This window comes from Leisingera sp. ABM4_103 (assembly GCF_056158685.1).
The window spans coordinates 964,059-988,522 of sequence record NZ_JBSWTU010000005.1; the positions used below are offsets into that span (position 1 = coordinate 964,059).

A 24,464-nucleotide genomic window follows, 5' to 3' on the forward strand; every position below is an offset into this window, starting at 1 on the left:
CAATTGGACGCAACAGCAGCGGTGTGATTTCAGCCGGCCTGTGCCGCCCCCGTCAGGCCAGCGGCTTGCGCATCGGGATGCAAGGAAAACCGCAGCAGGCCGCTGGAGCCTTTTCCTGCCGCCAGCCGTGTTTCCGGTAGAAGCCCAGCGCGGTGCGGGTTGCGTTCAAACGCCCCTCGCCATGGCCAGCGCTGCGCAGCTCCGTCTCTAGATGCGTCAGCATTGCGGTGCCTGTGCCCTGCCCTGAAGCGCTGGGGGCCGCATAGAGCAATGTCACCGTACCATCCGGATGCAGCCCGCCCACAGCCTCGGCCCGGCCGCTGCGCTCGGCCAGCCAGTAGCGCCCGGCGTCTCCGAACCAGGCCCGGATTTGCCCGGGCGACTTACCGGCGATCCAGGCGGCAATCCGCTGCGGATCGCCGCCGTGATCGGCGTGACACAGATCGCGGATCGAATCCGTGAGAACCCGGCTCATGGCAAATACGTCAAAAACAGACGCGGGACGGATCTCCAGGCGGCCGGATGAGCGGGCAAAAGCCTGAGAGATACCGCGCTTGTTCTGCAAGATCAGGCGCCGTGGTCGGGCGCTTTGCCCGACGGAGCGCGGTACGGGCGGGTCACATCGCGCAAGGACACCTCCAGCGCTTCGACCGACAGGCGGATGGCACCATCGCCCGCCAGGGTCAGCAGCACATGGCCGGTGCCGTCCTCACCGGGCTCGAAATCGACGGCCAGCAGGGACAGCACAAGATCCTTATCCTTGCGGTCCACCCCTTGCGAAGCCACACGCAGCACATTGTCCACCACCAGCAGCGACCGCACCCGCTCGTAATCACGGCCGCGGCGCTCGGCAGCGTCGCGGTCTTCCCAGCGGAAACGGTTCAGCAGCAAGGCAAAGCGGCGCTCGGATGCGCGCCAGCTCATTTCGGTTGCCGGGAACACAGCATCCTGGACCAGGGAGGAGATGACCTTGAGGTCCTCCTCCTCCAGTGCGCCCAGGTTCAGCGGAACCTCGCGGCCATCTTCGAAACTTGCATCCGCCATCACTGCTCCTTGATCCGCTCGATTCTGGCGCCGACACCGGACAGTTTGCGCACCACATGCTCGTAGCCGCGGTCCAGGTGGTAGACCCGGCTCACTTTGGTTTCACCTTCCGCCGCCATACCGGCCAGAATCAGCGAGACCGAGGCACGCAGGTCGGTGGCCATGACGGGGGCGCCTTTCAGCTTTTCGACGCCTGTCACCGTCGCATGGCCGCCGTGCACCTCGATCTGCGCGCCCATCCGCACCAGCTCCGGCGCGTGCATGAAGCGGTTTTCAAAGATCTTCTCTTCCAGCACCGAGGTGCCTTCGGCGGTGCACATCAGCGCCATCATCTGCGCCTGCAGGTCGGTCGGGAAGCCCGGGAAGGGTTCGGTCACCACATCCACAGCCCGCACACGGCCGTTCTTGCGGCTGACGGTCAGGCTGTTTTCGTTTTCGGTAATCTCAATGCCCGCCGCTTCCAGCTTGCCGCAGAAGCTTTCCAGCAGGCTGCGGCGCCCGCCCAGCAGTTCCACTTCGCCGCCGCAGATGGCCGGGGCCAGCATATAGGTGCCAAGTTCGATCCGGTCGGTGACCACCTGGTGAGTCGCGCCATGCAAACGGTCAACGCCCTGGATAGTAATGTCCGGGCTGCCGTCGCCCTCGATCTGGGCGCCCATCTTGCGCAGGCAGTCCGCCAGGTCGACAATCTCAGGCTCGCGCGCGGCGTTCTTGATGACGGTGGTGCCTTTGGCGAGCGTTGCCGCCATCATGATGTTCTCGGTCGCCCCGACCGAAGCAAAGCTCAGCTCCACCACGGCACCTTTCAGGCCCTTGGGGGCCTTGGCGTGAAGATAGCCGTCTTTCAGCTCAATCTCGGCGCCCAGCGCCTCAAGACCATGGATGTGCAGATCCATCGGCCGCGCGCCGATGGCGCAGCCGCCCGGCAGCGACACCACCGCCTGGCCCAGGCGGGCCAGCATCGGACCCAGCACCAGGTTGGAGGCGCGCATCTTGCGCACGATGTCATAGTCGGCAACGTGGCTGGTGAGGTCATGGCTGGACATTGCCAGCACCTGGCCATCCTGCAGGCTGGAGACCTCGGCACCCAGCGACTGCAGCAGCAGCGTCATCGTCTTGATGTCGCTGAGCCGCGGCGCATTGGTGAGCGTTAGCGGCTCTTCGCTCAGGAGCGTCGCCGGCATCAGCGTCAGGCAGGCGTTCTTGGCGCCGGCGATCGGGATCTGCCCGTGCAGCGGGCCATTGCCCGTAACCAGAATCGAATCCATCTGCTCTTACTCTCCGCTTTTGCCCGTATCCTGGTCCTGCTTGTCCGCCCGCGCCTTGGCCTGCGCCTTGCGCCGGGCCATGTTAGCCTTGAGCGCAGCCTTCAGCCGGTCTTCGCGGGAGGCCGCAGATCCGTCGTTTTTCGGTGTTTTCTTCTCTGCCATAGAACTTCTGTAACTTAGTGCGAAAAAACCGTCCAGAATGCTCTTGCGCCCCCCCGCGTTTATGCCTAAAAGCCCCCTCACCGGCGCTGCTGTAGCTCAGAGGTAGAGCACTCCCTTGGTAAGGGAGAGGTCGAGAGTTCAATTCTCTCCAGCAGCACCATCTTCCAAAACATCACTGTTTTCAGAGGCTTGGCTAACTGCGTCGCGCCGTTGGTGCAGCTTTGCGAGGCTGACTGCCGCTGCAGGCAGGCAATATCTGCAAAGAATAAGAGGTTTTCGCGCTGCTATCGGCATTGGCGGCCTGCCGCTCGCTTTCCGGCCGGAACTGTCCCGTCAGCGGAACGGTGCGCCCGCTCCAACAAATTCGCAGGCGCCGGAACGCCTGACGGCGGAAATTGGCTCAGCACCGGCAATTCGCCGCATTCGCGCAGGCCGCATATAACTATAAATCGGTATTTTTGCGGCTTATCACCCGCCAGCCGCCGCAAATCGGGGGCATTGAAGCAGAAGTTAACGCTGCGGAAATGAATCCCCCTGAGTGTTCTTCCATCAAGCGCCACCCGGCTGGCACAGCCCGCCGCCGCACCTAGGCGGCCGGGCAGACCGAAATGTTGATGGGAACCACGCTCAAATGACCCGACTGTCCAAATTCTGGGGCAATATGCGGCTGGGCCGCAAGCTGCCGCTGTCCATCGCCGCTCCAACAATCCTGCTGACCCTCGCCTCAGGCTTCTTTTTTGCCTGGGAGGCCGGGCAGGCGCTGAAGGCCAACCGCGAAGCCGCTTATGCGACGCTGCTGGAGGAACGGAAGGAAGCGCTCGAATCCTGGGTGGCGGATCTGCGCTCGCAGACCCGGACCCTAGTTGCCAGCAAGGCTGTCGAAACTGCGTTGCGGGATTTCTCCAACGGTTTTTATTCGCTTGGCGATGATCCCGCCGGACATCTGCGCGCCGCGTACGCCGACGGCAACCCGAATCCCGCCGGTGAGCGTTACAAATTGCTGGACGCCAAGGACAAGTCCGCCTGGTCCATCCGCCACAAGATGAACCACGCCGGCTTTGTCACCTTTCTGGAGGAGCAGGGTTTCCTGGATGCCTATCTTTTGGATGTGCAGGGCAACATGGTCTACTCGGTCCAGAAGAACGACGATTTCGCGCTGAATTATCTGGACGGACCGTATAAGGACAGCGGGCTGGGCCAGGCATTCCGGACCGCGCTGGAGCTGGAGCAGGGCGATGTGTTCTTGTCGCAGATGGCCGCCTATGACGCGGGCGGCGGGGCCGCGGCCATGTTCATTTCCTCGCCGGTCTTCAAAAAAGGCGCGCTCATGGGGGCGCTGGTCCTGCGCGTGCCCGTGGGGGAGATCGCCGGGATCCTGTCACACTCCGCGCTGCTGGGGGAGACGGGCCAGGCCTATCTGGTACGCGGTGATGGCGTTGCTCTGACCGCATCGAGCCGTGAGGGCGGCCACCGGATCCTGTCGCAGCTGCCGCAACTGCAGCAGATCGATGCCGCGATCAGCGGCGAGGAAAGCACGTTCTCCGGCACCCCGGGCCTGTCGGGTCAGCCGGTTGAGGCGATGGCCGGGCGCGTCGGACTGGACGACCGGACCTGGGGCATCGTGCTGGAAGTCGACAGCGCCGAGGCGCTGGCCGCGCAGAAGAGCCTGGTCAATGCTGCCATGCTGCAGGCGGTTGGCGTTGCGCTTGCGGTGGCGCTGCTGTCCTGGGTGGCCGCCCGCAGCATCGCCCGCAAGGTGTCAGCGCTGTCCGACAGCGTCGAGCATATTGCGGCCAAGGATTACGGCCATCCGGTTGCGGGCAACGGAACCGGCGACGAATTTGGCAACATCGCCGGCATTCTCGAAGGGTTCAAAACCGATCTTCAAAATGCCCAAACCGCCGAGGAGGAACGGGCAGAACTGCAGCGCCAGCAGGACCACGTGGTCAGCGAGCTGCGCAGCGGCCTGAAGCATCTGGCGGCCGGTGACTTCTCCAGCACGATCACCGAGCCTTTCCCCGAAGCCTATCAAGGCCTGCGAACCGACTTCAACCAGACGGTCGACACGCTCAATGCAACGGTGCGCGAAGTGGTTGAAGCCACCACCAGCATCCGCAGCGGCACGCATGAGATCAGCCAGGCATCAGACGACCTGTCGCAGCGCACCGAAAGCCAGGCGGCCACGCTTGAACAGACCGCGGCGGCGCTGGACCAGATGACCGCCAGCGTCAAGGCGGCTGCCGACGGCGCCCGCGGGGTGGAAAACGCGATGAACAACGCCCGGGACGAGGCGGAGACCAGCGGCCAGGTGGTCCAGAACGCGGTGGCCGCTATGACAGAGATCGAGCAGTCCTCGGCCCATATCTCGCAGATCATCACCGTGATCGACGACATCGCCTTTCAGACCAACCTGCTGGCGCTGAACGCCGGTGTCGAGGCCGCGCGGGCGGGCGAAGCCGGGCGCGGGTTCGCGGTTGTCGCCTCCGAAGTGCGGGCGCTGGCGCAGCGGTCTTCGGATGCGGCGATGGAGATCAAGGCGCTGATTTCCAACTCCGGCGAACAGGTGGCCAAGGGCGTCGACCTGGTCGGCAAGGCCGGTGAGGCGCTGAACAGCATCGTCTCGCAGGTCACCCATATTTCAGGGCTGGTGTCCGGCATTGCAGAAGGTGCTGCAGAGCAATCTACCGGTATCGGCGAGATCAACACTGGCGTGATGCAGCTGGATCAGGTGACCCAGCAGAATGCCGCTATGGTGGAGGAGATGACCGCAGCCGGTCAGCTGCTCAACGGCGACGCCTCCAAGCTGGCGGGGCTGGTGGCCAGATTCGATGTCGGGCTTGAAATGCCGCCGCCGCGCCAGCCTGCCGAACCGGCCCTGCCCTCGGCACATGGGTCCGGCTGGGACGATCTGCCGGACAGCCTGGCTTCAGCGCCAGCCGCAGATGGCTCTGCTGCCTTGGCGAAATGGCAGGATTTCTGAAACCGCGGGCTGCGTGCCCGCAAAACCGGAAAGGGTCATCTGCTGCGGACACGGATCGGCGCGCAGCCAGGCTGTTACGGCCTGGCTGCGCGCTGTGCCGCAACACGACCGGCCCGCGCCAGTCAAGGCCGGCGCAGCTTCGCCGCTGCAAGAGCCGGTGTTGTGCAAACCTGATTTTCAGACTTTAAGGAGATGTTGAAGCAGAACCGGACACCTGATGAGCAGAGCCCTGGCGGCTGTCAGAGGAGATTCGCGCAAATGCAAAAGGTGGCTAGATGGCCCTGAAAAAGACGTCCCCAGGCTGGCTGCGCGTGCTCAGCAACCGAACCTATCTTCCTGCCCTGCTGGCCTTGGCGGTTGTTTGCGCCGCCGGGTATTTTGCCGAGCGTCAGAACGATACGATCCACCATCAGTCCGAGCGCGCCAGGATCCAGCAGCAGGCCGGGCTGATCAAGTCCCGACTGGAAGGCCAGCTGAACGGCGACTATCAGCGGCTGCGCGGGCTCGCCGCCATGCTGGCAACAGAGCCGGACATGCCGCAAGAGCGGTTCAGCCAGATTGCAGAGCAGGTTCTGATGGGACAGACCGCGATCCGGCATATCGGCGGCGCCCCGGGTCTCGTGGTCTCGCTGATGCACCCGCTAGAGGGCAACGAATCGGCGATCGGGCTCGATTACACCAAAAATGCTGCCCAGCGGGCGGCGGCGCACCGGGTGCGCGACAGCGGCCAGATGGTGCTGGCCGGGCCGGTGAACCTGGTGCAAGGCGGCACCGGCTTTATCTACCGGCTGCCCATCTTTACAGGCCCGGAAGACCAGCAGCAGTTCTGGGGAATCCTGTCCGCCGTGGTTGAAACCGGGAAACTTTATGCGGAAACCGGCGTTACCGGCGGGGACACGGGGCTGGAAATTGCCCTTGCCGGCAAGGACGGCACCGGCGCAGGCGGCCAGCAGTTCTTCGGCTCTGCAGATGTTCTCGCCGGCGATCCGGTCGTGATGGAAATCAACCTGCCGAACGGCTCCTGGCAGCTGACAGCCCGGCCTGAGGGCGGCTGGCAAAGCCGGCCGGGCAATCTGTGGCAATTGCGGCTGGTGCTGCTGGCGGCCGGGACCCTGATTGTGTTTCCGACTTTCCTGGCCGGCAGGCTGTCTGCCGCGCGGCAAACTGTGATCGGCCAATTGCGGCGCCGGGAAGCAGAGCTGGAAGCGGTTTCACGGCGGCTGGAGATTGCGGTCAAGACCTCCCGGGTTGGCATCTGGGAATGCGATGCCGAAAACAAGCGTGTCAGCTGGGACAGCCGGATGCATGAACTGTACGGTGTTCCCCGGGAAGACGGGCCGCTGGCGGGCAGCGCCTGGAACGCCAGGCTGCACCCGCAGGACAGGGACCGGGTTGTCAGATCCCTGGAGGCGTCCGAGCACGCCAAGACGAACTTTGCGTCAGAGTTCCGCATCGTGCTGGATGATGGCACAGTCAAGCATATCCGCGCCTTGGCCAGCCCGTTCACAGATGCGCAGGGCCGCGACTGGATGATCGGCGTCAACTGGAATGTGTCCGAAGACGTGCGCCTGCGCGAGGAGCTGATTCATGCCAACCAGGCCCTGTCCGAACGGAATACCGAGCTGAAAGAAGGCAAGCGGGCGCTGGAAGACGCCCATGCCGAGCTGCAGAAACAGCAGGCGGAACTGCACCGGCTGTCGCTGGTCGCCAAACACGCCTCCGACAGTATCATCCTGACAGATGCCAGCCGTAATATCCTTTGGGTCAACGACGCCTTTTCGCGGGCCACCGGTTACACCGCTGCCGAAGCGGTTGGCCGGACTCCCTCCGATCTGCTGGACGGGCCCAAAACCGACATAGAAGTGATCCGGGAAATGAACCGCCACAAGGAGCGCGGGGTCCGGTACCACAACGAGATTCTCAACTACACCAAGGACGGCGAGGAGGTTTGGTTCGACACCAACATCGTGCCCGTGACCGGAGCCGATGGCGAGGTTGACCTGATCATCGGCATTGAGCGGGACATCACCCGCAGCAAGCAGCGCGAACGGGAACTGGCCGAAGCAAAGCTGGCAGCCGAGCACGCGGACCGGGCCAAGTCGGAGTTCCTGGCCAACATGAGCCACGAAATCCGCACCCCGATGAATGGGATCATCGGCATGGCAGACCTTTTGGCGGAGGCTGACCTGACGGCCGACGATGAGCAGAACGTGGAGACAATCCGCAGCTCGGCGCAGGCGCTACTGAAAATCATCAACGACATCCTCGACCTGTCGCGGCTGGAAGCCGGGAAATTCGCAATTACCAAAGAGGATTTCAATCTTCGGGACTGCGTCAATGGCGCTGCCGACCTGTTCCGCCCGAAAGCGCTGGAAAAAGGCCTGGCGATGCGGGTCAGCTATGCGGATGGCCTGCCGGAATGGCTGCACGGGGATGACGGGCGGTTGCGCCAGATCCTGGTCAATCTGATTGGCAATGCGGTGAAATTCACATCGGACGGCAAGATCGCGGTGCGGGTCTTTCATGCGGACGGCGATCCCTGCCGCCTTGTGGTTGAGGTTGAGGACAGCGGCATCGGGATCTCCGGCACCCAGGCCAGCCACATCTTTGACCGTTTCACCCAGGCCGATGCCGCGACCACCAAGGTCTTTGGCGGCACTGGGCTGGGGCTGACAATTTCCAGCATGCTGGCCAAGCGGATGGGCGGCGGCATATCGGTGCAATCGAAGCTGGGCAAAGGCTCCTGCTTCCGGCTGGAGCTGCAAATGGCGCCGGCCCGCCAGGCGCTGAGCCCGGCGGCGGCGCCGCTGCCGGACGCACCGCCGCAGCTTGCTCCTTGCCGGGTTCTGCTGGCCGAGGACAATCAGACCAACAGGCTGCTGATCCGCAAATTCCTGCGCGGGCAGCCGGCTGAACTGGCAGAGGCCGGGAACGGCCGCGCTGCGGTTGAGATGTGCAAGGAGCTGCAACCCGACATCATCCTGATGGACATGTCGATGCCGGAACTCGATGGCATCGCCGCCACGCGGGAAATCCGCAGCCTGCCCATTCCGCAGCCGATCATTGTGGCCCTCACGGCCAATGCCTTCTCCAGCGACCGGCAGGCCTGCCTGGACGCCGGCATGGATCACTTTCTGGCCAAGCCGGTGAAAAAGGCGGTGCTGCTGCATACTCTCGCCGCCGCTCTGGCCGAAGCGAAAGATGCTCAGCAACGGCCCCGCGCCAGCGCCTGACGCCCGCAAGGCGGCTCTCGCAGGCAATGCGCGGCCGCGGGGCGCCGGCGCTAGACGGCTGTTCCGATCAGCGACACGCCTGCGGCCATCAGCACCGCTGCTCCCAGGCGCCGGATCCAATTGCCTTCCTTGAGAAAGACAAAGCCGATGAGTGCCGCAAAGATCACCGAGGTTTCCCGCAGCGCGGATACCGCTCCCAGCGGGGCGAAGTTTTTCGCATATAGCACCAGACCGTAGGCTGTCATCGACACCAGCCCGCCAGCGATGCCCAAGGCCCAGGTCCGTACCGGCAGACCCGCCAGGGTGTTGCGCTTGCGCACGGCGACAAAGCCCGCGATGAAGATATGCAGGAACGCCCCCCAAGCCCAATAGCTGAGCGTGTTGCCAGATAGGCGCACCCCTATGCCGTCGACCAGAGAATAGACGGAAATGCAAAAACCGGTCCCCGCGGCAAATCCCAGCGCGGCACGCCCCACGCCGGAGCGCAGCGCTTTCCAGCTGCTGAGCTGGATGCCCAAGGCAATCACACCAATCCCGATCCAGGCCTGCAGCGGCAGCACCTCCCCGGCAAAGATCATCGCCCAGATGCCCACCAGCGCCGGGACGATCCCGCGGGCGATCGGGTAGACAACGCTGAGGTCGCCATGCTGATAGGCCCGCCCCAGCATGTAGTAGTACCCGAAATGCACGGCCGTGGAGAGCAGGATGTAGACAAAGCTTTCTGCCGACGGCAACGGCAGCACCGCGATCATCACGGACGCGGGGATGACATGGCCAAAGGCAACCAGCCCCAGCGTGGTGGTGCGGTCGGCAGCGGTTTTCACGATGGCGTTCCAAACCGCGTGCAGCAGCGCCGCCGACAAAATGATCGCAATAATTACGGGTGTCATGTTGAATACAGGTCTTTAAATCAGGGGCCGGATTATGCCTTAGTCGGCTTCTTCCGGCCTCATTTCCTCAATCAGCCGGGTCTCCAGCAACTGGCCGTTGCGGTAGAGCACTGGATAGGCCACCGCCGCGATGTGGCTGTTGAATTCGCGTAACGCTCTTAACGTCTCCAAGTGGATGTCCGACGTGTCAAAGCTGTCGCGGGCGCCGTTCTGCAACCGCCGCAGGTGGCGTTTACGGCTGTCGCGCTCCATCCGTTTCAGCTCGGTCTTTTCCAGGCTCAACAGCCGCGCGCTTTCCAGATCATCGGAAATCAGCACGTTGGAGGCCAGCTGCATATTGGCCAGGATCGCCTCATGCATACGGGTGATCTCCAGCCAGCCATCGCGGGAGAACCGCAGATCCTTTTTACGCATCTCGCCGGCCAGCACCGTCAGGCGGCGGGCCACCACGTCGCCGGCGGTCTCCAGGCGGATGGCGTATTCCATCAGGCTGCGGGCCGTCTTCAGCTGCTCCTCGCTGAACGCCTCCTCCGGGACCGCGGCCACATACTGGCGGATGCCCGAAAGGCAGGTGTTGACCTCAACGTCCATCTGCTGCACCGCGCGGATCTGCTCCTTGGTGCCTGCCTGATACAGCTCCAGCACCGGGCGGAACATGGCGTTGACCTGGTCGGACATCCGCAACAGTTCACGCGTGAGGTTGGCCACGGCTTGCGCCGGCGAGCCGTAGCTGCCCTGCTCCAGCGCGCTGACCGGCCGGCCCGGCGGCTGCGTCTGAGGCGCCGCCGGATCCGGGAACAGCCGGGTAAAGACGCCGCCAAGCGGCGTGCAGGCCGGCAGCGCCAGCAGCAGCAGTGCCGCGTTGAACAGAAGGTGCGCGCTGACCAGCATCTGGCCGCCCTGCGGATCGCCAAGCCAGCCCTGGCGCAGCGCCAGGTTGGCGCCGAACAGGCAGATCACCGCCCAGGTTCCGCGCAGGGCGAGATTGGCATAGGGAATGCGCCGTGCCTTCAGATCCATACCCCGGCTAAGCCAGACCGGGATGAAGGCGGAGCCGAAATTCGCCCCCAGCACCAGCGACAGCCCCGCGGCAAAGGGGATGGCACCAATCTGCACCAGCGTCACGCACATCAGGATCGCCGCGACGGAGGAATGCATCACAAAGGCCAGCGCGCCACCGACCAGGAAGGCGGTGATATAGTCGCGTGCCAGGTAGCCTGCGATAGCGGGCAAGAAGGCGCTGTCGCGGATCGGATCCATCGCCTCGCGCAGAAACCTGAGCGATATCAGGATGAAAGCCACCCCCATCAGGATCCGTCCCAGCTGGCGGGCCTTCTTGGCCTCAGTCTTGACGAACAGGTAGCCGCCGACAGCCAGCAGCACCGGCACCAGCCAGTCGAGCTTGAACGACAGGATCTGAATGATCAGCGCCGACCCCAGATCACCGCCCAGCACGATCGCGAGCCCGGTCGGAAAGGCCAGATAGCCGCTGGCGGCAAAACCGGACGTGAGCAGCGCCACTGCCGCCGAGCTTTGCAGCACAATTGCCAGGATCAGCCCCATCAGGCCCGCCTGCAGGTGGCTCTGCCGCCCGGTCAGCAGCCGCTGGAATGAGGCGCCATAGCTGCGCTCGATGCCCGTCCGCACCATACGCACCGCATACAGCAGCAGCATCGTGGCGCCCGCGAGGCTCAGAAGGAAGGTCAGTATCGCCATATCAGGCTCCGGTTACCCCTCCCGGCAAGGAGGTGTTGTTCGTATGATAATTGACGCTGTATCAGCACAGCCGGTCAGCAGGGGCAACCGGGGAGAGGCAAAGCCTCGGGATACGGCCTCCGCAGCAGCCAGTTCGCTCACCCGCTTTTTCCGGGCGCGATCTCGGTCTTCACCCCCCAGCCGGACAGCGCAGCAGCCAGCTTCTTGCCCGGCGCCCGGTCGGTGAACAGAAAGTCGATCCGGCGCGGCGACGGGCCGCAATGCGGCGCGGTTTCGTCGAACTTGGGGTGGGCGATGACGACGGCAAGCTGTTCGGTGCACTCCGCGACAACTCGCGCAAGCTGCGCCTCAGCTGCGCTGTGGTAAAGGATCCCCTGCTTTGCGGAGAAGCCGTCCGCCGACAGGATAGCCAGATCCAGCGCGAAGCGGCGCACCTGCTGTTCGGTGACAAAGCCAAAGGTGCCGCGCTCATTGCTTTGCAGTTCGCCGCCCAGAAAATGCACCCGGTTGCCATTGTGGTTTGCCAGCGTCTGCGCCGCCCCGATGGAATTGGTCACAACGGTCAGGCTGGATTTCTGCCGCAGCTCCTCGGCGGCGAAGGCGGTGGTGGACCCAACATCCAGAAACAGCGCCATGCCATCGCGGACATGCGCGGCGACCCGGGCTGCAATCTGTGCCTTTTCCTTCTGGTGTTCGGAGATGCGCCGGGCGAAGCTTGTGGCGCTTTGCGGCCCCGCCAGGAAGGCGCCGCCATGCACACGCTGCACCGCGCCCGACTTGTCCAGCGCCTTTATGGTGCGGCGCACGGTTTCTTCAGAGACATCGAGCATTCTGGCAAGTTCCGCACTGCGGGCTGAACCGCCCAGGCGGCGCAATGCGTCGACAAGCTCCAGTTCGCGGTGGGAAAGGGAAAGAGAGTCCGGCAAGAGGGAACCTGTTTGCAACTGCGATCTTGATGCGATTAGGCATCGCTTGGCGCCGAATTACAACATAAACCCACAGTTTCCCACAAATTTTTGGACTTTCTGGCCATTTCGCTGAGATTTCACCTAAGCAAGTCTGACGCCCGCCCAGCCGTCAGACGCTCCCGCCCCTTCCCGGCCTGCCTGCGGCCGTCCCGAAAGCGTTGGGCCTGGCGCCGTGCTTGCCGCACGGCGCGGGCAGCGCCCCTGCAAGGGGCGCTGCCGGGCCCAAGGCCCGTGCCGGTGCATCCGGGATGCCCGGCAGGGCATCCGGAATGCTCCGGCGGGGCGCGGGAGAACTTCCTTTGATGCCAACAGAAAACCGCCGCGGCTGCCGGGCCGCGGCGGTTCGGTCTGTCAGTCCCCAAAAGGGCTTACAGGTTCGGGTACAGCGGGAACCTGGCGCAGAGGTCCGCGACCTTGGCGCGCACCGAGGCTTCCACATCGGCGTTGCCTTCCTCACCGTTGGCCGCCAGCCCGTCGATCACCTCGATGATCAGGTCGGCGATCTGGCGGAACTCCGCTTCGCCGAAGCCGCGGGTGGTGCCGGCCGGGGTCCCGAGGCGCAGGCCGGAGGTCACAGTGGGTTTCTCGGGGTCGAACGGGATGCCGTTCTTGTTGGTGGTGATGTGGGCGCGCCCCAGCGCCTTGTCGGCGATGTTGCCGGTGACGCCCTTGGGGCGCAGGTCGACCAGCATCACGTGGGTGTCGGTGCCGCCGGTCACGATGTCCAGCCCGCCCTGGATCAGCTGATCCGCCAGCGCCGCCGCGTTGGCGCGCACCTGCTTCTGGTAGGCCTTGAACTCCGGCTTCAGCGCCTCGCCGAAGGCCGCTGCCTTGCCTGCGATCACATGCATCAGCGGGCCGCCCTGGATGCCGGGGAAGATCGCCGAGTTCACCTTCTTGGCGATGGCCTCGTCGTTGGTCACGATCATGCCGCCGCGCGGCCCGCGCAGGGTCTTGTGGGTGGTGGTGGTGGCCACATGCGCGTGCGGGAACGGCGAGGGGTGCTCACCGGCCGCGATCAGGCCCGCGATATGGGCCATGTCGACCATGAAATAGGCGCCGACGCTGTCCGCGATTTCCCGGAATTTGGCAAAGTCGATCTGGCGCGGGATGGCGGAGCCGCCGGCGATGATCAGCTTGGGGCTATGCTCGGTCGCGAGCGCCTGGATCTGGTCGTAGTCGATCAGGTTGTCGCTTTGGCGCACGCCGTAATGCACCGCGTTGAACCACTTGCCCGACTGGTTCGGCGCCGCGCCATGGGTCAGGTGGCCGCCGGAGGCCAGATCCATGCCGAGGATGGTGTCGCCGGGCTTCAGCAGCGCCTGGAACACGCCCTGGTTGGCCTGGGAGCCGGAGTTCGGCTGCACGTTGGCGAACTCACAGCCAAAGAGCTGCTTGGCGCGGTCGATGGCCAGGTTTTCGGCGACGTCGACATACTGGCAGCCGCCGTAGTAGCGGCGCCCCGGGTAGCCTTCCGCGTATTTGTTGGTCAGCACCGAGCCCTGCGCTTCCATCACTGCGGCGGAGACGATGTTCTCCGAGGCGATCAGCTCGATCTCGTCGCGCTGGCGGCCCAGTTCCGCGGTGATCGAGGCAAAAAGCTCAGGATCGCGCTCGGCGAGGGATTGGGTGAAAAAGAGATCTTTGGACATTCCGGGGCTCCTGTCTATCCTGTCCAGCCGAGGCCCGCCGCGACGCAGTTCATCGACTGCATCAGCGGGACCGGCACTGTAGTGGATTTCCGGGCGCGCTCTTCCCGCAGGAGGCGCACCTGGGTTTTGTGGATTTCGCGCAGCATGGTCTCGACCCGGCCGAAGCGGGTGCGCAGGCGCGGAAAACGGCTGGCGAGGCTGCTGTCTCCGGTCAGGAACAGGATGGCCTCGCGGGCCAGCTGGTATTCCTTGCGGATGGCGTCAAAGATGCGCTCGCGGATTTCCGCGTCCTGCACCAGCGTCGCATAGTTGGCAGCGATCTCCATATCGCTTTGCAGCAGGGTCTTTTCCACCTCATCCACCACCAGGCGGAACAGCGGCGAGTTGCTGAACATGTCCTGCAGCACCGCCTCGCCGCGGTCGCCGCGGAACTTGCGGAAGCTGGCGACCGCAGAACCGAAACCGTACCAGCCGGTGATCATGTGGCGGTTCTGCGACCAGGCAAAAACCCAGGGGATCGCGCGCAGATCGTCCAGCGAGCCGGCACCGAAGCGGCGGGCGGGACGCGAGCCGATCTTGAGCATTGCCAGTTCTTCCACTGGGCTGGCCTGCTGGAAATAGTCCAGGAATCCCGGCGCGTTCAGCAAGTTGGAATAGGCCGCCTGGGACATGCCCGCGAGCGCCTCGAAGGCATCGTCGTGCTCCGGATTTACCGGCGGGGTGTCTTCCTGCAGCGAATGGCGCAGCACGGAGGAGGCCATCAGCTCCAGCTGGTGCAGCGCGGTGCCGCGGTTGGCGTATTTGGAGCTGACCACCTCGCCCTGCTCGGTGATCCGCATCCGGCCTGCGATGGTGCCTGCAGGCTGGGCGGCAATGGCGCGCTCAGCCGGGGCGCCGCCGCGGGAGACCGAACCGCCGCGGCCGTGGAAGAACACGGGCTTCATCCGGTGGGCTGCCAAAGTGCGGGTAATCAGGCGCTGCGCTTTCTCCAGTTCCCAGGTGGAGCAGAGGAAGCCGCCGTCCTTGTTGCTGTCGGAATAACCCAGCATCACCTCGATCCGGTTGTCGCCGGATTTCAGCGAGCGGCGGGCAAAGGGCACGTCCAGCAGGCCGTTCAGGATGCTGGGTGCAGCCCGCAGGTCGCCGATGGTTTCAAACAGCGGCACAACTTTCAAAGCCGCTTTTTCTGCGCCGAAGCCTGCGTAGCGCGCCAGCAGGTAGACGCCCAGCAGATCATCGGTTGAGCGTGTCATCGACAGGATGAAGGGGCCCATCGCCTGCGGATCTTCCCCGGCGCCGGCGTCGCGCATCAGACGCAGGAGCTTCAGCAGCTCGCCGCTTTGCGGGCTCAGCTCATCCGGTGTCATATAAGGAAGCGAGGCGCTGCCCAGCTCCTTGCGCAGACGCGCCGACCAGTCCGGGCTGCCGAACTCCGGCACCTCGCCCGAGCGCGCCCAGATTTCGGTCAGCGTTTCGGTGGTCACGGTGGAGTTCTGACGGACGTCCAGCGTCACCGTGCGGAAGCCGAAGACATCGGCCTGCCAGCGGATCGGGCGCACATAGCGGGCCGCCAGCCGGTGCGCGCCGATTTCCTCAAGCGCCTCTTCCACATCTGTCAGGTCGGTGACGAAATCACCCAAGTGCTTATAGGCGCCGGTTTCCTCGGCAGCCGTGGCCTTGATCCGCACCAGGATTGCGGTCAGCGCCTGGCGGAAGACCTCGCCGGGGTTGCGGGCAGACAGCGCCGCAGTACCGGGGGCCGCGGCAATGACCTTTGCCAGCCGGGCAGAGGCACTGTCAGGCAAGGCAAACACCGCTGCCGAAATCGAAATCCGCTCCGCCGCGGTGGTCAGCGCCTTCTGGTAGCGTTTCAGGATCGCCGCACGGTTTGCGGTCAGCGCCGCCGCCGTGGCCTCTACCGTCACATTCGGGTTGCCGTCGCGGTCACCGCCAATCCAGGAATGGAACTTGAGACAGGGCGCATCAGCACTGTTGCCCAGCCGCGGCTCCGCGGCGGCGATGTAGCGTTCAAACAGTTGCGGCACAGCTTCGTACAGGCTGTCGCGGAAGAATTGCAGGCCCCATTGGATTTCGTCCTGCAAGCTGGGACGGTCGCGGCGGAGCTCACCGGTCATCCACAGAAGGTCGATTTCCGAGCGCAGGTCCTCCAGCAGACCCGCACGCTCGCGCGGGGTCCAGCGCTTGGCCTCCAGCGACACCAGTCCGCGGTAGATGCGGCGGTGGATTTCCAGGATAGTGACGCGCTTGGCCTCTGTCGGGTGCGCGGTCAGGGTCGGGCCGATGGAAAACTGGCTGGCGACCTCCTGCAGCCGCTCCGGTGTGGCCAGTTCCCCTGCCAGGTCGAGGGCGCGGGCAAAGCTGCCTTCGACCACTTCCGGGCCATCCTGCGTCTCGGCCATGCGGCGGTCGCGCATGGCAGCGTTTTCCTCGACGATCTTCAGCAGCTGGAACCAGATGTTGAAGGCCTGAAGATAGGGGGTCGCCGGCTGATCGCCGGGCAGGTCCCAGGCGGACTCGCCAATGGCCTTTTCTGCAACTTCCGGCGCGCGCTGGCGCAGAACATCCAGCCAAAGCGCGTGAAGCTCATTGCGAAGTTCAGCGGCATAGCCGGTGTCTTCGACCCCCGCATGGGTGTTTTCGGCAGGGTCCCCCATCACATCACCCGGTCGCGCGGCTCGCGCCCTGCGAAAAAGTCGGTCAGATTGTCGAGCACCCGGAAGCCCATCGCCTCGCGCGCCTCGCGGGTGGCGCTGCCCAGGTGCGGCAGCATCACCAGGTTGTCGCAGTCCATCAGGTCCGGATTGATGCGCGGCTCGCCGTCGAACACATCCAGCCCGGCGCCGCCGATTGTTTCGAACCACAGGGCGCGGGACAGGGCCAGCTCGTCGATCACTTCGCCGCGGGCCGTATTAATAAGGAATGCGTCCGGCTTCATCAGGTTGAGCATCCGGGTGTTGATCAGATGCCGGTTGGCGGCGCCGCCCGGGCAGTGCAGCGAGACGAAGTCGCATTGGGGCATCAGGTCTTCCAGGCTGTCCACCTGCGTGGCGTTGTAACGGGCCAGCAAATCCGGGGACACGCGGGAGCGGTTCTGCACCACGATCTTCATGCCAAAGCCGTGGTGGGCGCGGCGGGCCATTTCCTGGCCAATGCGGCCAAAGCCGACAATGCCCAGCGTCTTGCCGGAGACCTTGGTGCCGACCAGATGGGTCGGCCGCCAGCCGGTCCACTCACCGGCGCGCAGCTCGCGCTCTCCCTCGCTGGCGCGGCGGGCCACCATCAGAAGCAGCGTCATGGCAATGTCAGCGGTGCATTCGCTCAGCACATCCGGGGTGTTGGTCACCGTCATGCCGTGACCTGCGGCGCTGTGCATATCAATATGGGAGTAGCCGACACCGTAGTTAGCAAGGATGCGGGCCTGGGGTTTGGCAATGTCGAATGCCTCAGCCGAAATCTTGTCGGTCACAGTCGGCAGCACCGCATCAAAGGACTTCATCGCCTCGCGCAGCTCGCACTCGCTCAGCGGTTTGTCACCTGTGTTCAGCACGGCATCGAAGGCTTCGGAAAGCTGCGCCTCAACTGCGGCCGGCCAGCGGCGGGTCACCAGAACCTTGGGCTTTGCCATGATTTCATCTCCCTGACGTGCTTCTTAGTAATGCGCTCCACCCCCTGCCATTGCCCCGGGCCAAGGGTGGAGCGTTGCGCCTGTTTCGTTACCGGATCAGGCGGCGTTCTTTTTCATCACGCTTGCGATGGTTTCGCCGATCACGGCGGGGTTTTCGGCAACGGTCACGCCGGCCGCCGACAGGATCTCAACCTTCTCGGAGGCGCTCTCGCCGAAGGCCGAGATGATCGCGCCCGCGTGGCCCATGGTGCGGCCCTTGGGGGCGGTCAGACCCGCGACATAGGCTACAACCGGCTTGGTCACGTGGTTCTTGATGTAATCCGCCGCTTCCGCTTCCTGCGGGCCGCCGATTTCACCGATCATCGCGATGACCTCGGTTTCCGGATCCTTCTCGAACCACTCCAGGATGTCCTTGAAGGAGGAACCGTTGATCGGGTCGCCGCCGATGCCGACCGAGGTCGAGACACCAAGGCCCAGCTCTTTCAGCTGTGCCGCAGCCTCATAGCCGAGGGTGCCCGAACGGCCGATGATGCCCACGGTGCCCGGCAGGTAGATGTGCCCCGGCATGATGCCCAAGAGCGCCTTGCCCGGCGAGATGGTGCCTGCACAGTTCGGGCCTGTCAGGATCATCCGCTTATCCTTGGGGTAGCGGTACATGTAGCGCTTCACGCGGATCATGTCCTGGGCCGGGATGCCGTCGGTGATGCAGACGCAGTAGTGGATGCCCGCATCCGCCGCTTCCATAATGGAGTCGGCAGCAAACGGCGGCGGAACGAACACCAGCGAGGCATTGGCGCCGGTGGCCTCAACCGCTTCTTTCACGGTGTTGAAGACCGGCACGCCCTCGACGGTCTCGCCGCCCTTGCCCGGCACCACGCCGCCGACGACGTTGGTTCCGTATTCGATCATGTCCTTGGTGTGGAACCGGGCGATCTTGCCGGTGATGCCCTGGACGATGACACGGCTTTCGCGATCAAGAAGGATGCTCATTTGACGGCCCTCACACGAGTGTTTTGATCAAGGTCGTTTTTCCACGCGCCGACGGCCCGTTCAGCGGCTTCCATCAGCGAGGTTGCACGGATCAGCGGCAGGCCGGACTGGGCCAGGATCTTCTGGCCTTCCTCGACGTTGGTGCCGGCAAGACGGACCACCACGGGCACGTCGACCTGCACTTCCTTCAGCGCCTGCACCACGCCTTCGGCAACCCAGTCGCAACGGTTGATGCCGGCAAAGATGTTGACCAGAACCGCCTGCACATTGCTGTCGGACATCACCAGGCGGAACGCCTTGGCGACCCGTTCCGGGGTTGCGCCGCCGCCGATGTCCAGGAAGTTGGCGGGCTCGCCCCCGGCCAGCTTGATGGTGTCCATGGTGGCCATCGCCAGGCCTGCGCCGTTCACGATGCAGCCGATGTTGCCCTCAAGCCCGACATAAGACAGGCCGCGGTCGGCGGCGCGGGCTTCGCGCGGGTCTTCCTGGCTCTTGTCGCGCAGCTCAGCGATCTGCGGATGCCGGAACAGGGCGTTGTCGTCAAAGGTCATCTTGGCGTCCAGCGCGATGACCCGGTTGTCCGAAGTGACCACCAGCGGGTTGATCTCAACCATGGTGGCGTCCAGTTCCGAGAACGCCTGGTAGCAGCCCTTGAGCGTGCGCACCATTTGCTGCGTCATCGCCGGTTCGATGCCCAGGGCAAAGGCGATCTCGCGCGCCTGGAAGTCCTGCAGGCCGACGGCCGGCTCAACGGTCGAGCGCACGATCGACTCGGGCCGCTCGGCAGAGATCTCCTCAATCTCCATGCCGCCTTCGGACGAGGCAACGATCATCACCCTCTGGCTGGAGCGGTCCAGCACAAAGCCCAGGTAGATCTCGCGGGCAATCGGCACCGCACCTTCGACGTAGACACGGTAAATGCCTTTGCCCTCAGGGCCTGTCTGGTGGGTCACCAGCTTCTTGCCGAACAGGTTCTCGGTCGCCTCATAAATCTCGGCTTCGGAATTGCACAGCTTGACGCCGCCCGCCTTGCCGCGGCCGCCTGCGTGAACCTGGGCCTTCACGATCCATTTGTCGCCTCCCAGTTCCCGCGCGCGGTAGGCCGCCTGCTCGGGGCTGTAGGCCAGCGCGCCCGGGGGAACGGTCACGCCGAAGTTGCTCAGAACTTCCTTGGCCTGATACTCGTGGATATCCATGGTCCTCTCCTTCTCATGGATGCCGGAATTCTATTACTCAGCCGGTTCCAGTTCCGGTGCGTAATGCTTGTCGAGCAGAGCGTTGATCGCCCCCATGTCGACCTTGGCGCCCATGTCGTTCATCGCTTTGCCGAAGCGGTTTACGATGTCGGTGATGGCCGCCGGTGTGATCTGGTTCAGGATGCCGATGCGGACCTGGACCGGCTCCGACAGGGTCGGCCAGATGCCGAAACCAACCGCGCGGCAGTTGCCCACCAATTCCTTTTCGCGGCCAGCCAGATCGCCGGGCAGGTTCAGAACCACCAGGCTGGTCATGTTGCTGGTCACGTCGCAGCCCATTGCGGTCACGGCATCGCGCAGCGCTTTCTCGTGGAAGGCATAATCGCGGGCCTTCTGGGCACGGCCGTGCTGTAGGGTGATGCGCAGCGCTTCGTGGAAGGCAGCAACGGCATAGCCGGAATGGGTGCGGTGGTAGGTGCCGGCAGCCACGTCCTGGCCGTCCACGATGCCCCAGTGGCGGGCTTCCAGGATCGGGTTGTGGACATATGAATGGCAGCCGTTTTCACGCACGGTCTGGATGTAGGTGTCGGTGAACGAGACCGGCGCGTAGGTCAACGGCAGGCACAGCACGCCTTTCTGCGGACAGGACGCCCACCCGGCAACGCCCGGGTAATCGTCGATCGAGAAATCCTCGATGCCCAGCGACGACACCGCGTCGATCAGGCCCATCACGCCGTGCTTTTCACACGCGTCGGAAAAGCCCTTGAGGTCGTTGATGCGGCCCGATCCGGTTTCCCAATGCGCCATGAACGCCCACTTGGGCTTCTTCTCGGCCAGCACCTGCTCCACCAGTTTACCTGACACCGACTCGCCGTGCGGCACATCGACCACGGTTACGGAGGCGGGCTGCGGGTTCATCGCGTCGGCGGCCAGCTCCTCACGGGTGGCGGCTTTCATGCGGATGGTCATCGCGTCGATACCCGAGAAGGTGCCGTTCTGGAAGGCCACCACGGTGTCGCCCGGCAGGATTGCGTTCAGCATGCAGTCAAGGCCGGAGAAGCCGGTGCCGCCAACGCCGTAGGTGTAGGTGTTGGTGGTGCCCCACAGGTCGCGCAGCATCTGCTTGCACTCGATCATGCCGCGCAGCACGTCCGCCTGCATGTGGTCGGCCAGACCGGTGTTGGCAAAGGCCTGCAGCACGCGGGGGTCGGTGTTGCCCGGGCCTGGGCCGGCGGCCAGGGTTTCCGGGATTTCCAGGCTGGGGAAGATCGTGGGTTCTGTCATCGGGTCAAACCTCTTTGGTGTCCGTTGCCGATGCGCCGGAGGTCACGGGCCTTCTTCGCTGCGGGAAGGTTTGTTTCCTGTCGGTCAACATCTGTTAACCTAAGGAAAACCCAGGTCGACAAAACCCGCAACATTCCTATATCCTGCTTTTGGGTATCTATATGGATGGCAAAAAACCTACCCAAAGCGGTAAAAATACCGTTGTATACCAAATACGAGCCTACCTATTAGGGTGGTTTTTAACAAAAGGGCACCAAATGGCTCCGATAAGCGACAAAGTTTCCCCGATTTCGGTCATGCTTGCTGACGCAAATCCGCTGGTGCTGTCAGCCATGTCCGAGATCTTCGAGAAGGACCCGCGATTCTCGCTGGTCGCCACCTCCGCCACCGCCGAAGGCTTCCTCGGAACGGTGATGCGGGTGCCGGTTCAGGTCGGGATCATCGACTGGAACCTGCCCGCGCTCGGCGGCGCCAAGCTGATCGAGGTGCTGCGCGACCAGGCCAACGCGCCGCGGCTGGTGGTCTATGCCGACGACAGCGGCGACGTTCCGCGCAAGGCGATGAGCGTAGGCGCGGCCGGCTTTGCGCCGCGCTCCAGCGCCGTCGATGGGCTGCTGGACACTTGCCTGGCCGTGGCGGCGGGCAAGATGGTTTTCCCCTTCCTCGACGTCCGCGGCCTGCAGACCGATCCGATCGAGCAGCTGTCGCGCCGTGAGCGCACGATGCTCGAGGCGCTGTCCAAGGGGCTCACCAACAAGGAGCTCAGCAAGGAGCTGGAGATTTCGACCAACACGGTGAAATTCCACCTGTCGAACCTCTACGAAAAACTCTCGGTCAAGAACCGCGCCCAGGCGATTGCGTTCTACTACGCCAACCGTGCCGCCAAGGGCGATTTCAGCCTGGAGGAATGACCCCGGTTTGCCGCCCCGCGCCTCGCGTGCGTGCGCGTGTACGCGCACGCACGCGGGAGCGCGACGCGCAGGCGCGCACCCGCGCAAATGTATTTAAATGAAAACTTTTTTCTTGACAGGAAACACCCTCATGGGGAATGCCTAGGAAGGAGAGGACGAAACCCCATTGCGAATGAGGAGCGCACCCATGTCGTTTCATACCGTCGAACAGGCCCCCGGCCGCCTGAACCGCAGCGAGCTGGCAATCCCCGGCTCTCAACCCCAAATGTTTGAAAAAGCAGCGAAATCTGATGTTGACGTGATCTTCTTGGATCTCGAAGACGCGGTTGCGCCGGACGAAAAAGACCAGGCCCGCAAGAACATCATCAAGGCCCTGAACGAAATCGATTGGGGCAACAAATCCATGTCGGTGCAAATCAACGGCCTCGACACCCACTACATGTACCGCGATGTCGTCGATGTGGTTGAACAGGCAGGCGAACGCCTCGACCTGATCATGGTCCCCAAGGTGGGCACTGCGGCCGACGTATACGCCGTCGACATGCTGGTCACCCAGATCGAAGACGCGAAGGGTCTGAAGAAGCGGATCGGCTTTGAGCACATCATCGAGACCGCGCTTGGCATGCAGAACGTGAGTGAAATTGCCGCAGCCTCCAAGCGCAATGAATCGCTGCATTTCGGCGTCGCCGACTACGCCGCCTCGACCCGCGCCCGCACCACCATCATCGGTGGTGTGAACCCGGATTACTCGGTGCTGACCGACCCGGCCGCGGACGGATCGCGCGACGTGCACTGGGGCGACATGTGGCACTACGCCCTGGCCCGCATGGTGGTTGCCGCCCGCGCCAACGGCCTGCGTCCGATCGACGGCCCGTTCGGCGATTTCCAGGACAAGGAAGGCTACAAGGCTGCCGCCAAACGTGCCGCGGTTCTGGGCTGTGAGGGCAAATGGGCCATCCACCCCAGCCAGATCGAACTGGCCAACGAGGTGATGTCGCCGTCGGACGCGGAAATTACCAAGGCGCACCGCATCCTGGAAGCCATGGCCGAGGCTGAAGCGGCCGGCAAGGGCGCGGTGTCGCTGGACGGCCGCCTGATTGACTACGCCTCGATCCGTCAGGCAGAAGTGCTGGTGGAAAAAGCCAAGCAGATCGCCGGCAACTAAGCCGCCGTTCGGTTTCAAGACCTTACGCCGTCCCGGTTTCGGCTGGGGCGGCTAAGCGCCGCTATGCCAGGGAGATGCAGATGACCGGATTGCTGACCACCGCCAAGGCCCTGTTTAAGGCCGCTGTCGACCGGGCAGACCCTGCCAAGGCCCTGCGTGCACAGCTGGCGTCCGCCCCGCTCTCCCCGCTGCCCGAAGGCGGCAAAAACGTGCTGCTGGCCGTGGGTAAAGCAGCCGTCCCGATGATGCGGGAGGCACTAACACTGATCCCGGACGCTTCCCAAGCGCTGGTCATCACAAACCCCGAGAACTATGCGGAAATTCCCGGCGCCACGGTGATCTGCGGCGCCCATCCGGTGCCGGATGAGACCAGTGCCGCCGCGGGCCGGGCAGCCATTGAACTGGCGCGCTCCCTTGGCCCGGATGACCGGCTGATCGCGCTGATTTCCGGCGGCGGCTCTGCCCTGATGGTGGCCCCTGCCCCCAGCCTGACACTGGCGGACAAGGCCGCGGTGAACAAGCTGCTGCTCGCCTCAGGGCTTGAGATCAACGAAATGAACCTGATCCGTCAGCAGCTATCGGACATCAAGGGCGGCGGATTGCTGCGCCATGCCGCCCCCGCTCAGGTTCAGGCCTTCATCCTTTCAGACGTAATCGGCGACGACCTGCGCGCCATTGCCTCCGGCCCCACCGTGACGCCCATCGGCACCCGTGCTCAGGCGCGGGAGATCCTGCAGCGTGCAGGTATCTGGGAAAGTGCCCCGGAAGCGGTCAAGACCCTTCTCAACACCACTGAAGACGTCCGGGAAATCCAGCACCCGGCCACCAACACTTTGATCGGTTCAAATCGCCACAGCCTCAAGGCGATGATGGCCGCAGCGGCAGAGGACTGGACCTGTAAGCTGGTCTCCCACCGGCTGGTTGGCGACGTGTCAAAGGCCGCGGAAACTGTTGTTTCGGCCGCGTCAGCCGCCCCGCAAGACAAACCCGTCGCGCTGATTTTCGGCGGCGAGACCACGGTCCAGCTTACCGGCACCGGCCTTGGCGGCCGCAATCAGGAACTGGCCCTGCGTGTCGCCAAACTGGGTGCGGAACGCCTTAGCGGCGACTGGCTGTTTCTCTCCGGCGGCACTGACGGGCGCGATGGCCCCACGGATGCAGCAGGCGGCATCGCCACCCCCGCAACCTGGGAGGCTATCAAGGCTGCGGGCCACGACCCGGATGCACTGCTCGCCAACAATGACAGTTATGCAGCTCTCAAGGCCGCAGACGCGCTGCTGATCACCGGTGGCACTGGCACCAACGTGGCCGACGTGCAGGTCCTCCTCAGGCGCCCCAGCTAACACCCAGGCCGCTCCA

At 64.1% G+C, this 24,464-nt stretch carries 18 protein-coding genes and 1 tRNA gene; 6 read left to right on the plus strand and 13 right to left on the minus strand.

Features of this window, described 5'->3' with window-relative positions; all coding sequences use genetic code 11:
• Positions 1-52 precede the first annotated feature (52 nt).
• The 4 genes from ACXAED_RS06255 to ACXAED_RS06270 all read right to left on the minus strand — a co-directional run bounded on the left by ACXAED_RS06255 (position 53) and on the right by ACXAED_RS06270 (position 2,474).
• Positions 53-475 (minus strand): GNAT family N-acetyltransferase, encoded by a 423-nt coding sequence (locus tag ACXAED_RS06255; RefSeq protein ID WP_475047831.1) that lies wholly within the window; start codon positions 473-475, stop codon positions 53-55.
• 92 nt (positions 476-567) lie between these two features.
• Positions 568-1,044, minus strand: coding sequence for a DUF2948 family protein (locus ACXAED_RS06260; protein WP_475047833.1), 477 nt, complete (start codon positions 1,042-1,044; stop codon positions 568-570).
• Positions 1,044-2,312, minus strand: a complete 1,269-nt coding sequence (gene murA / locus ACXAED_RS06265) for a UDP-N-acetylglucosamine 1-carboxyvinyltransferase (RefSeq protein WP_475047836.1) — start codon at positions 2,310-2,312, stop codon at positions 1,044-1,046. Before murA ends, ACXAED_RS06260 begins: the two co-directional genes overlap by 1 nt.
• Before the next feature lie 6 nt (positions 2,313-2,318).
• Entirely contained in the window at positions 2,319-2,474 is a 156-nt protein-coding gene (locus ACXAED_RS06270; protein ID WP_008556790.1) for a hypothetical protein, read from the minus strand.
• An 85-nt stretch (positions 2,475-2,559) separates the two neighbouring features.
• Between ACXAED_RS06270 and ACXAED_RS06275 the strand changes: the two genes are divergently transcribed.
• The 3 genes from ACXAED_RS06275 to ACXAED_RS06285 all read left to right on the plus strand — a co-directional run bounded on the left by ACXAED_RS06275 (position 2,560) and on the right by ACXAED_RS06285 (position 8,687).
• Positions 2,560-2,634: transfer RNA gene (locus ACXAED_RS06275), tRNA-Thr, on the plus strand.
• A 471-nt stretch (positions 2,635-3,105) separates the two neighbouring features.
• Complete coding sequence (locus ACXAED_RS06280; protein ID WP_475047840.1) at positions 3,106-5,454, plus strand: methyl-accepting chemotaxis protein; 2,349 nt, start codon at positions 3,106-3,108, stop codon at positions 5,452-5,454.
• 275 nt (positions 5,455-5,729) lie between these two features.
• A complete protein-coding gene (locus ACXAED_RS06285) occupies positions 5,730-8,687 on the plus strand; it encodes a PAS domain S-box protein (protein ID WP_475047843.1) in 2,958 nt (985 codons plus the stop codon).
• A gap of 50 nt (positions 8,688-8,737) precedes the next feature.
• On the opposite strand, the gene ACXAED_RS06290 is transcribed toward ACXAED_RS06285, so the two are convergent.
• The 9 genes from ACXAED_RS06290 to ACXAED_RS06330 form a co-directional block, all read right to left on the minus strand.
• Positions 8,738-9,577: an EamA family transporter gene (locus ACXAED_RS06290; RefSeq protein ID WP_475047845.1), complete on the minus strand. Its 840-nt coding sequence runs from the start codon at positions 9,575-9,577 to the stop codon at positions 8,738-8,740.
• A 39-nt stretch (positions 9,578-9,616) separates the two neighbouring features.
• Positions 9,617-11,293 carry a Na/Pi cotransporter family protein gene (locus ACXAED_RS06295; protein WP_475047848.1) on the minus strand — a complete coding sequence of 559 codons (1,677 nt, stop codon included), beginning with the start codon at positions 11,291-11,293 and terminating at the stop codon, positions 9,617-9,619.
• A 137-nt stretch (positions 11,294-11,430) separates the two neighbouring features.
• Entirely contained in the window at positions 11,431-12,219 is a 789-nt protein-coding gene (locus tag ACXAED_RS06300; RefSeq protein WP_475047851.1) for a DeoR/GlpR family DNA-binding transcription regulator, read from the minus strand.
• A gap of 410 nt (positions 12,220-12,629) precedes the next feature.
• Positions 12,630-13,913: a serine hydroxymethyltransferase gene (gene glyA, locus ACXAED_RS06305; protein ID WP_475047853.1), complete on the minus strand. Its 1,284-nt coding sequence runs from the start codon at positions 13,911-13,913 to the stop codon at positions 12,630-12,632.
• A 14-nt stretch (positions 13,914-13,927) separates the two neighbouring features.
• Positions 13,928-16,588, minus strand: a complete 2,661-nt coding sequence (locus ACXAED_RS06310; RefSeq protein WP_475047855.1) for a phosphoenolpyruvate carboxylase — start codon at positions 16,586-16,588, stop codon at positions 13,928-13,930.
• A complete protein-coding gene (locus tag ACXAED_RS06315) occupies positions 16,588-17,559 on the minus strand; it encodes a 2-hydroxyacid dehydrogenase (RefSeq protein ID WP_475047858.1) in 972 nt (323 codons plus the stop codon). Before ACXAED_RS06315 ends, ACXAED_RS06310 begins: the two co-directional genes overlap by 1 nt.
• A gap of 96 nt (positions 17,560-17,655) precedes the next feature.
• The gene (gene sucD / locus ACXAED_RS06320) at positions 17,656-18,549 is read right to left on the minus strand and encodes a succinate--CoA ligase subunit alpha (RefSeq protein WP_475047860.1); all 894 of its coding nucleotides are present in this window, start codon (positions 18,547-18,549) and stop codon (positions 17,656-17,658) included.
• A complete protein-coding gene (locus tag ACXAED_RS06325; protein WP_271908951.1) occupies positions 18,546-19,745 on the minus strand; it encodes a malate--CoA ligase subunit beta in 1,200 nt (399 codons plus the stop codon). The genes sucD and ACXAED_RS06325 overlap by 4 nt, the downstream gene beginning before the upstream one ends.
• A gap of 33 nt (positions 19,746-19,778) precedes the next feature.
• Complete coding sequence (locus ACXAED_RS06330; protein WP_475047863.1) at positions 19,779-21,029, minus strand: pyridoxal-phosphate-dependent aminotransferase family protein; 1,251 nt, start codon at positions 21,027-21,029, stop codon at positions 19,779-19,781.
• A gap of 296 nt (positions 21,030-21,325) precedes the next feature.
• Between ACXAED_RS06330 and ACXAED_RS06335 the strand changes: the two genes are divergently transcribed.
• The 3 genes from ACXAED_RS06335 to ACXAED_RS06345 all read left to right on the plus strand — a co-directional run bounded on the left by ACXAED_RS06335 (position 21,326) and on the right by ACXAED_RS06345 (position 24,448).
• Entirely contained in the window at positions 21,326-21,940 is a 615-nt protein-coding gene (locus ACXAED_RS06335; protein ID WP_475053029.1) for a LuxR C-terminal-related transcriptional regulator, read from the plus strand.
• A 187-nt stretch (positions 21,941-22,127) separates the two neighbouring features.
• Positions 22,128-23,105: an HpcH/HpaI aldolase/citrate lyase family protein gene (locus ACXAED_RS06340; RefSeq protein ID WP_475047866.1), complete on the plus strand. Its 978-nt coding sequence runs from the start codon at positions 22,128-22,130 to the stop codon at positions 23,103-23,105.
• Between the two features lie 80 nt (positions 23,106-23,185).
• Positions 23,186-24,448 carry a glycerate kinase type-2 family protein gene (locus ACXAED_RS06345; protein WP_475047868.1) on the plus strand — a complete coding sequence of 421 codons (1,263 nt, stop codon included), beginning with the start codon at positions 23,186-23,188 and terminating at the stop codon, positions 24,446-24,448.
• The last annotated feature ends 16 nt before the right edge of the window (positions 24,449-24,464 follow it).

What these genes read in the sequence shown, in the direction of transcription:
- ACXAED_RS06270 (WP_008556790.1), bottom strand. Translation starts at nt 2,474, where the DNA reads ATGGCAGAGAAGAAAACACCGAAAAACGACGGATCTGCGGCCTCCCGC.
- ACXAED_RS06285 (WP_475047843.1), top strand. Translation starts at nt 5,730, where the DNA reads ATGGCCCTGAAAAAGACGTCCCCAGGCTGGCTGCGCGTGCTCAGCAAC.
- ACXAED_RS06340 (WP_475047866.1), top strand. Translation starts at nt 22,128, where the DNA reads ATGTCGTTTCATACCGTCGAACAGGCCCCCGGCCGCCTGAACCGCAGC.
- ACXAED_RS06315 (WP_475047858.1), bottom strand. Translation starts at nt 17,559, where the DNA reads ATGGCAAAGCCCAAGGTTCTGGTGACCCGCCGCTGGCCGGCCGCAGTT.
- ACXAED_RS06345 (WP_475047868.1), top strand. Translation starts at nt 23,186, where the DNA reads ATGACCGGATTGCTGACCACCGCCAAGGCCCTGTTTAAGGCCGCTGTC.
- ACXAED_RS06330 (WP_475047863.1), bottom strand. Translation starts at nt 21,029, where the DNA reads ATGACAGAACCCACGATCTTCCCCAGCCTGGAAATCCCGGAAACCCTG.
- murA (WP_475047836.1), bottom strand. Translation starts at nt 2,312, where the DNA reads ATGGATTCGATTCTGGTTACGGGCAATGGCCCGCTGCACGGGCAGATC.
- glyA (WP_475047853.1), bottom strand. Translation starts at nt 13,913, where the DNA reads ATGTCCAAAGATCTCTTTTTCACCCAATCCCTCGCCGAGCGCGATCCT.
- ACXAED_RS06255 (WP_475047831.1), bottom strand. Translation starts at nt 475, where the DNA reads ATGAGCCGGGTTCTCACGGATTCGATCCGCGATCTGTGTCACGCCGAT.
- ACXAED_RS06260 (WP_475047833.1), bottom strand. Translation starts at nt 1,044, where the DNA reads ATGGCGGATGCAAGTTTCGAAGATGGCCGCGAGGTTCCGCTGAACCTG.
- ACXAED_RS06280 (WP_475047840.1), top strand. Translation starts at nt 3,106, where the DNA reads ATGACCCGACTGTCCAAATTCTGGGGCAATATGCGGCTGGGCCGCAAG.
- ACXAED_RS06310 (WP_475047855.1), bottom strand. Translation starts at nt 16,588, where the DNA reads ATGGGGGACCCTGCCGAAAACACCCATGCGGGGGTCGAAGACACCGGC.
- ACXAED_RS06290 (WP_475047845.1), bottom strand. Translation starts at nt 9,577, where the DNA reads ATGACACCCGTAATTATTGCGATCATTTTGTCGGCGGCGCTGCTGCAC.
- ACXAED_RS06295 (WP_475047848.1), bottom strand. Translation starts at nt 11,293, where the DNA reads ATGGCGATACTGACCTTCCTTCTGAGCCTCGCGGGCGCCACGATGCTG.
- ACXAED_RS06325 (WP_271908951.1), bottom strand. Translation starts at nt 19,745, where the DNA reads ATGGATATCCACGAGTATCAGGCCAAGGAAGTTCTGAGCAACTTCGGC.
- sucD (WP_475047860.1), bottom strand. Translation starts at nt 18,549, where the DNA reads ATGAGCATCCTTCTTGATCGCGAAAGCCGTGTCATCGTCCAGGGCATC.
- ACXAED_RS06335 (WP_475053029.1), top strand. Translation starts at nt 21,326, where the DNA reads ATGCTTGCTGACGCAAATCCGCTGGTGCTGTCAGCCATGTCCGAGATC.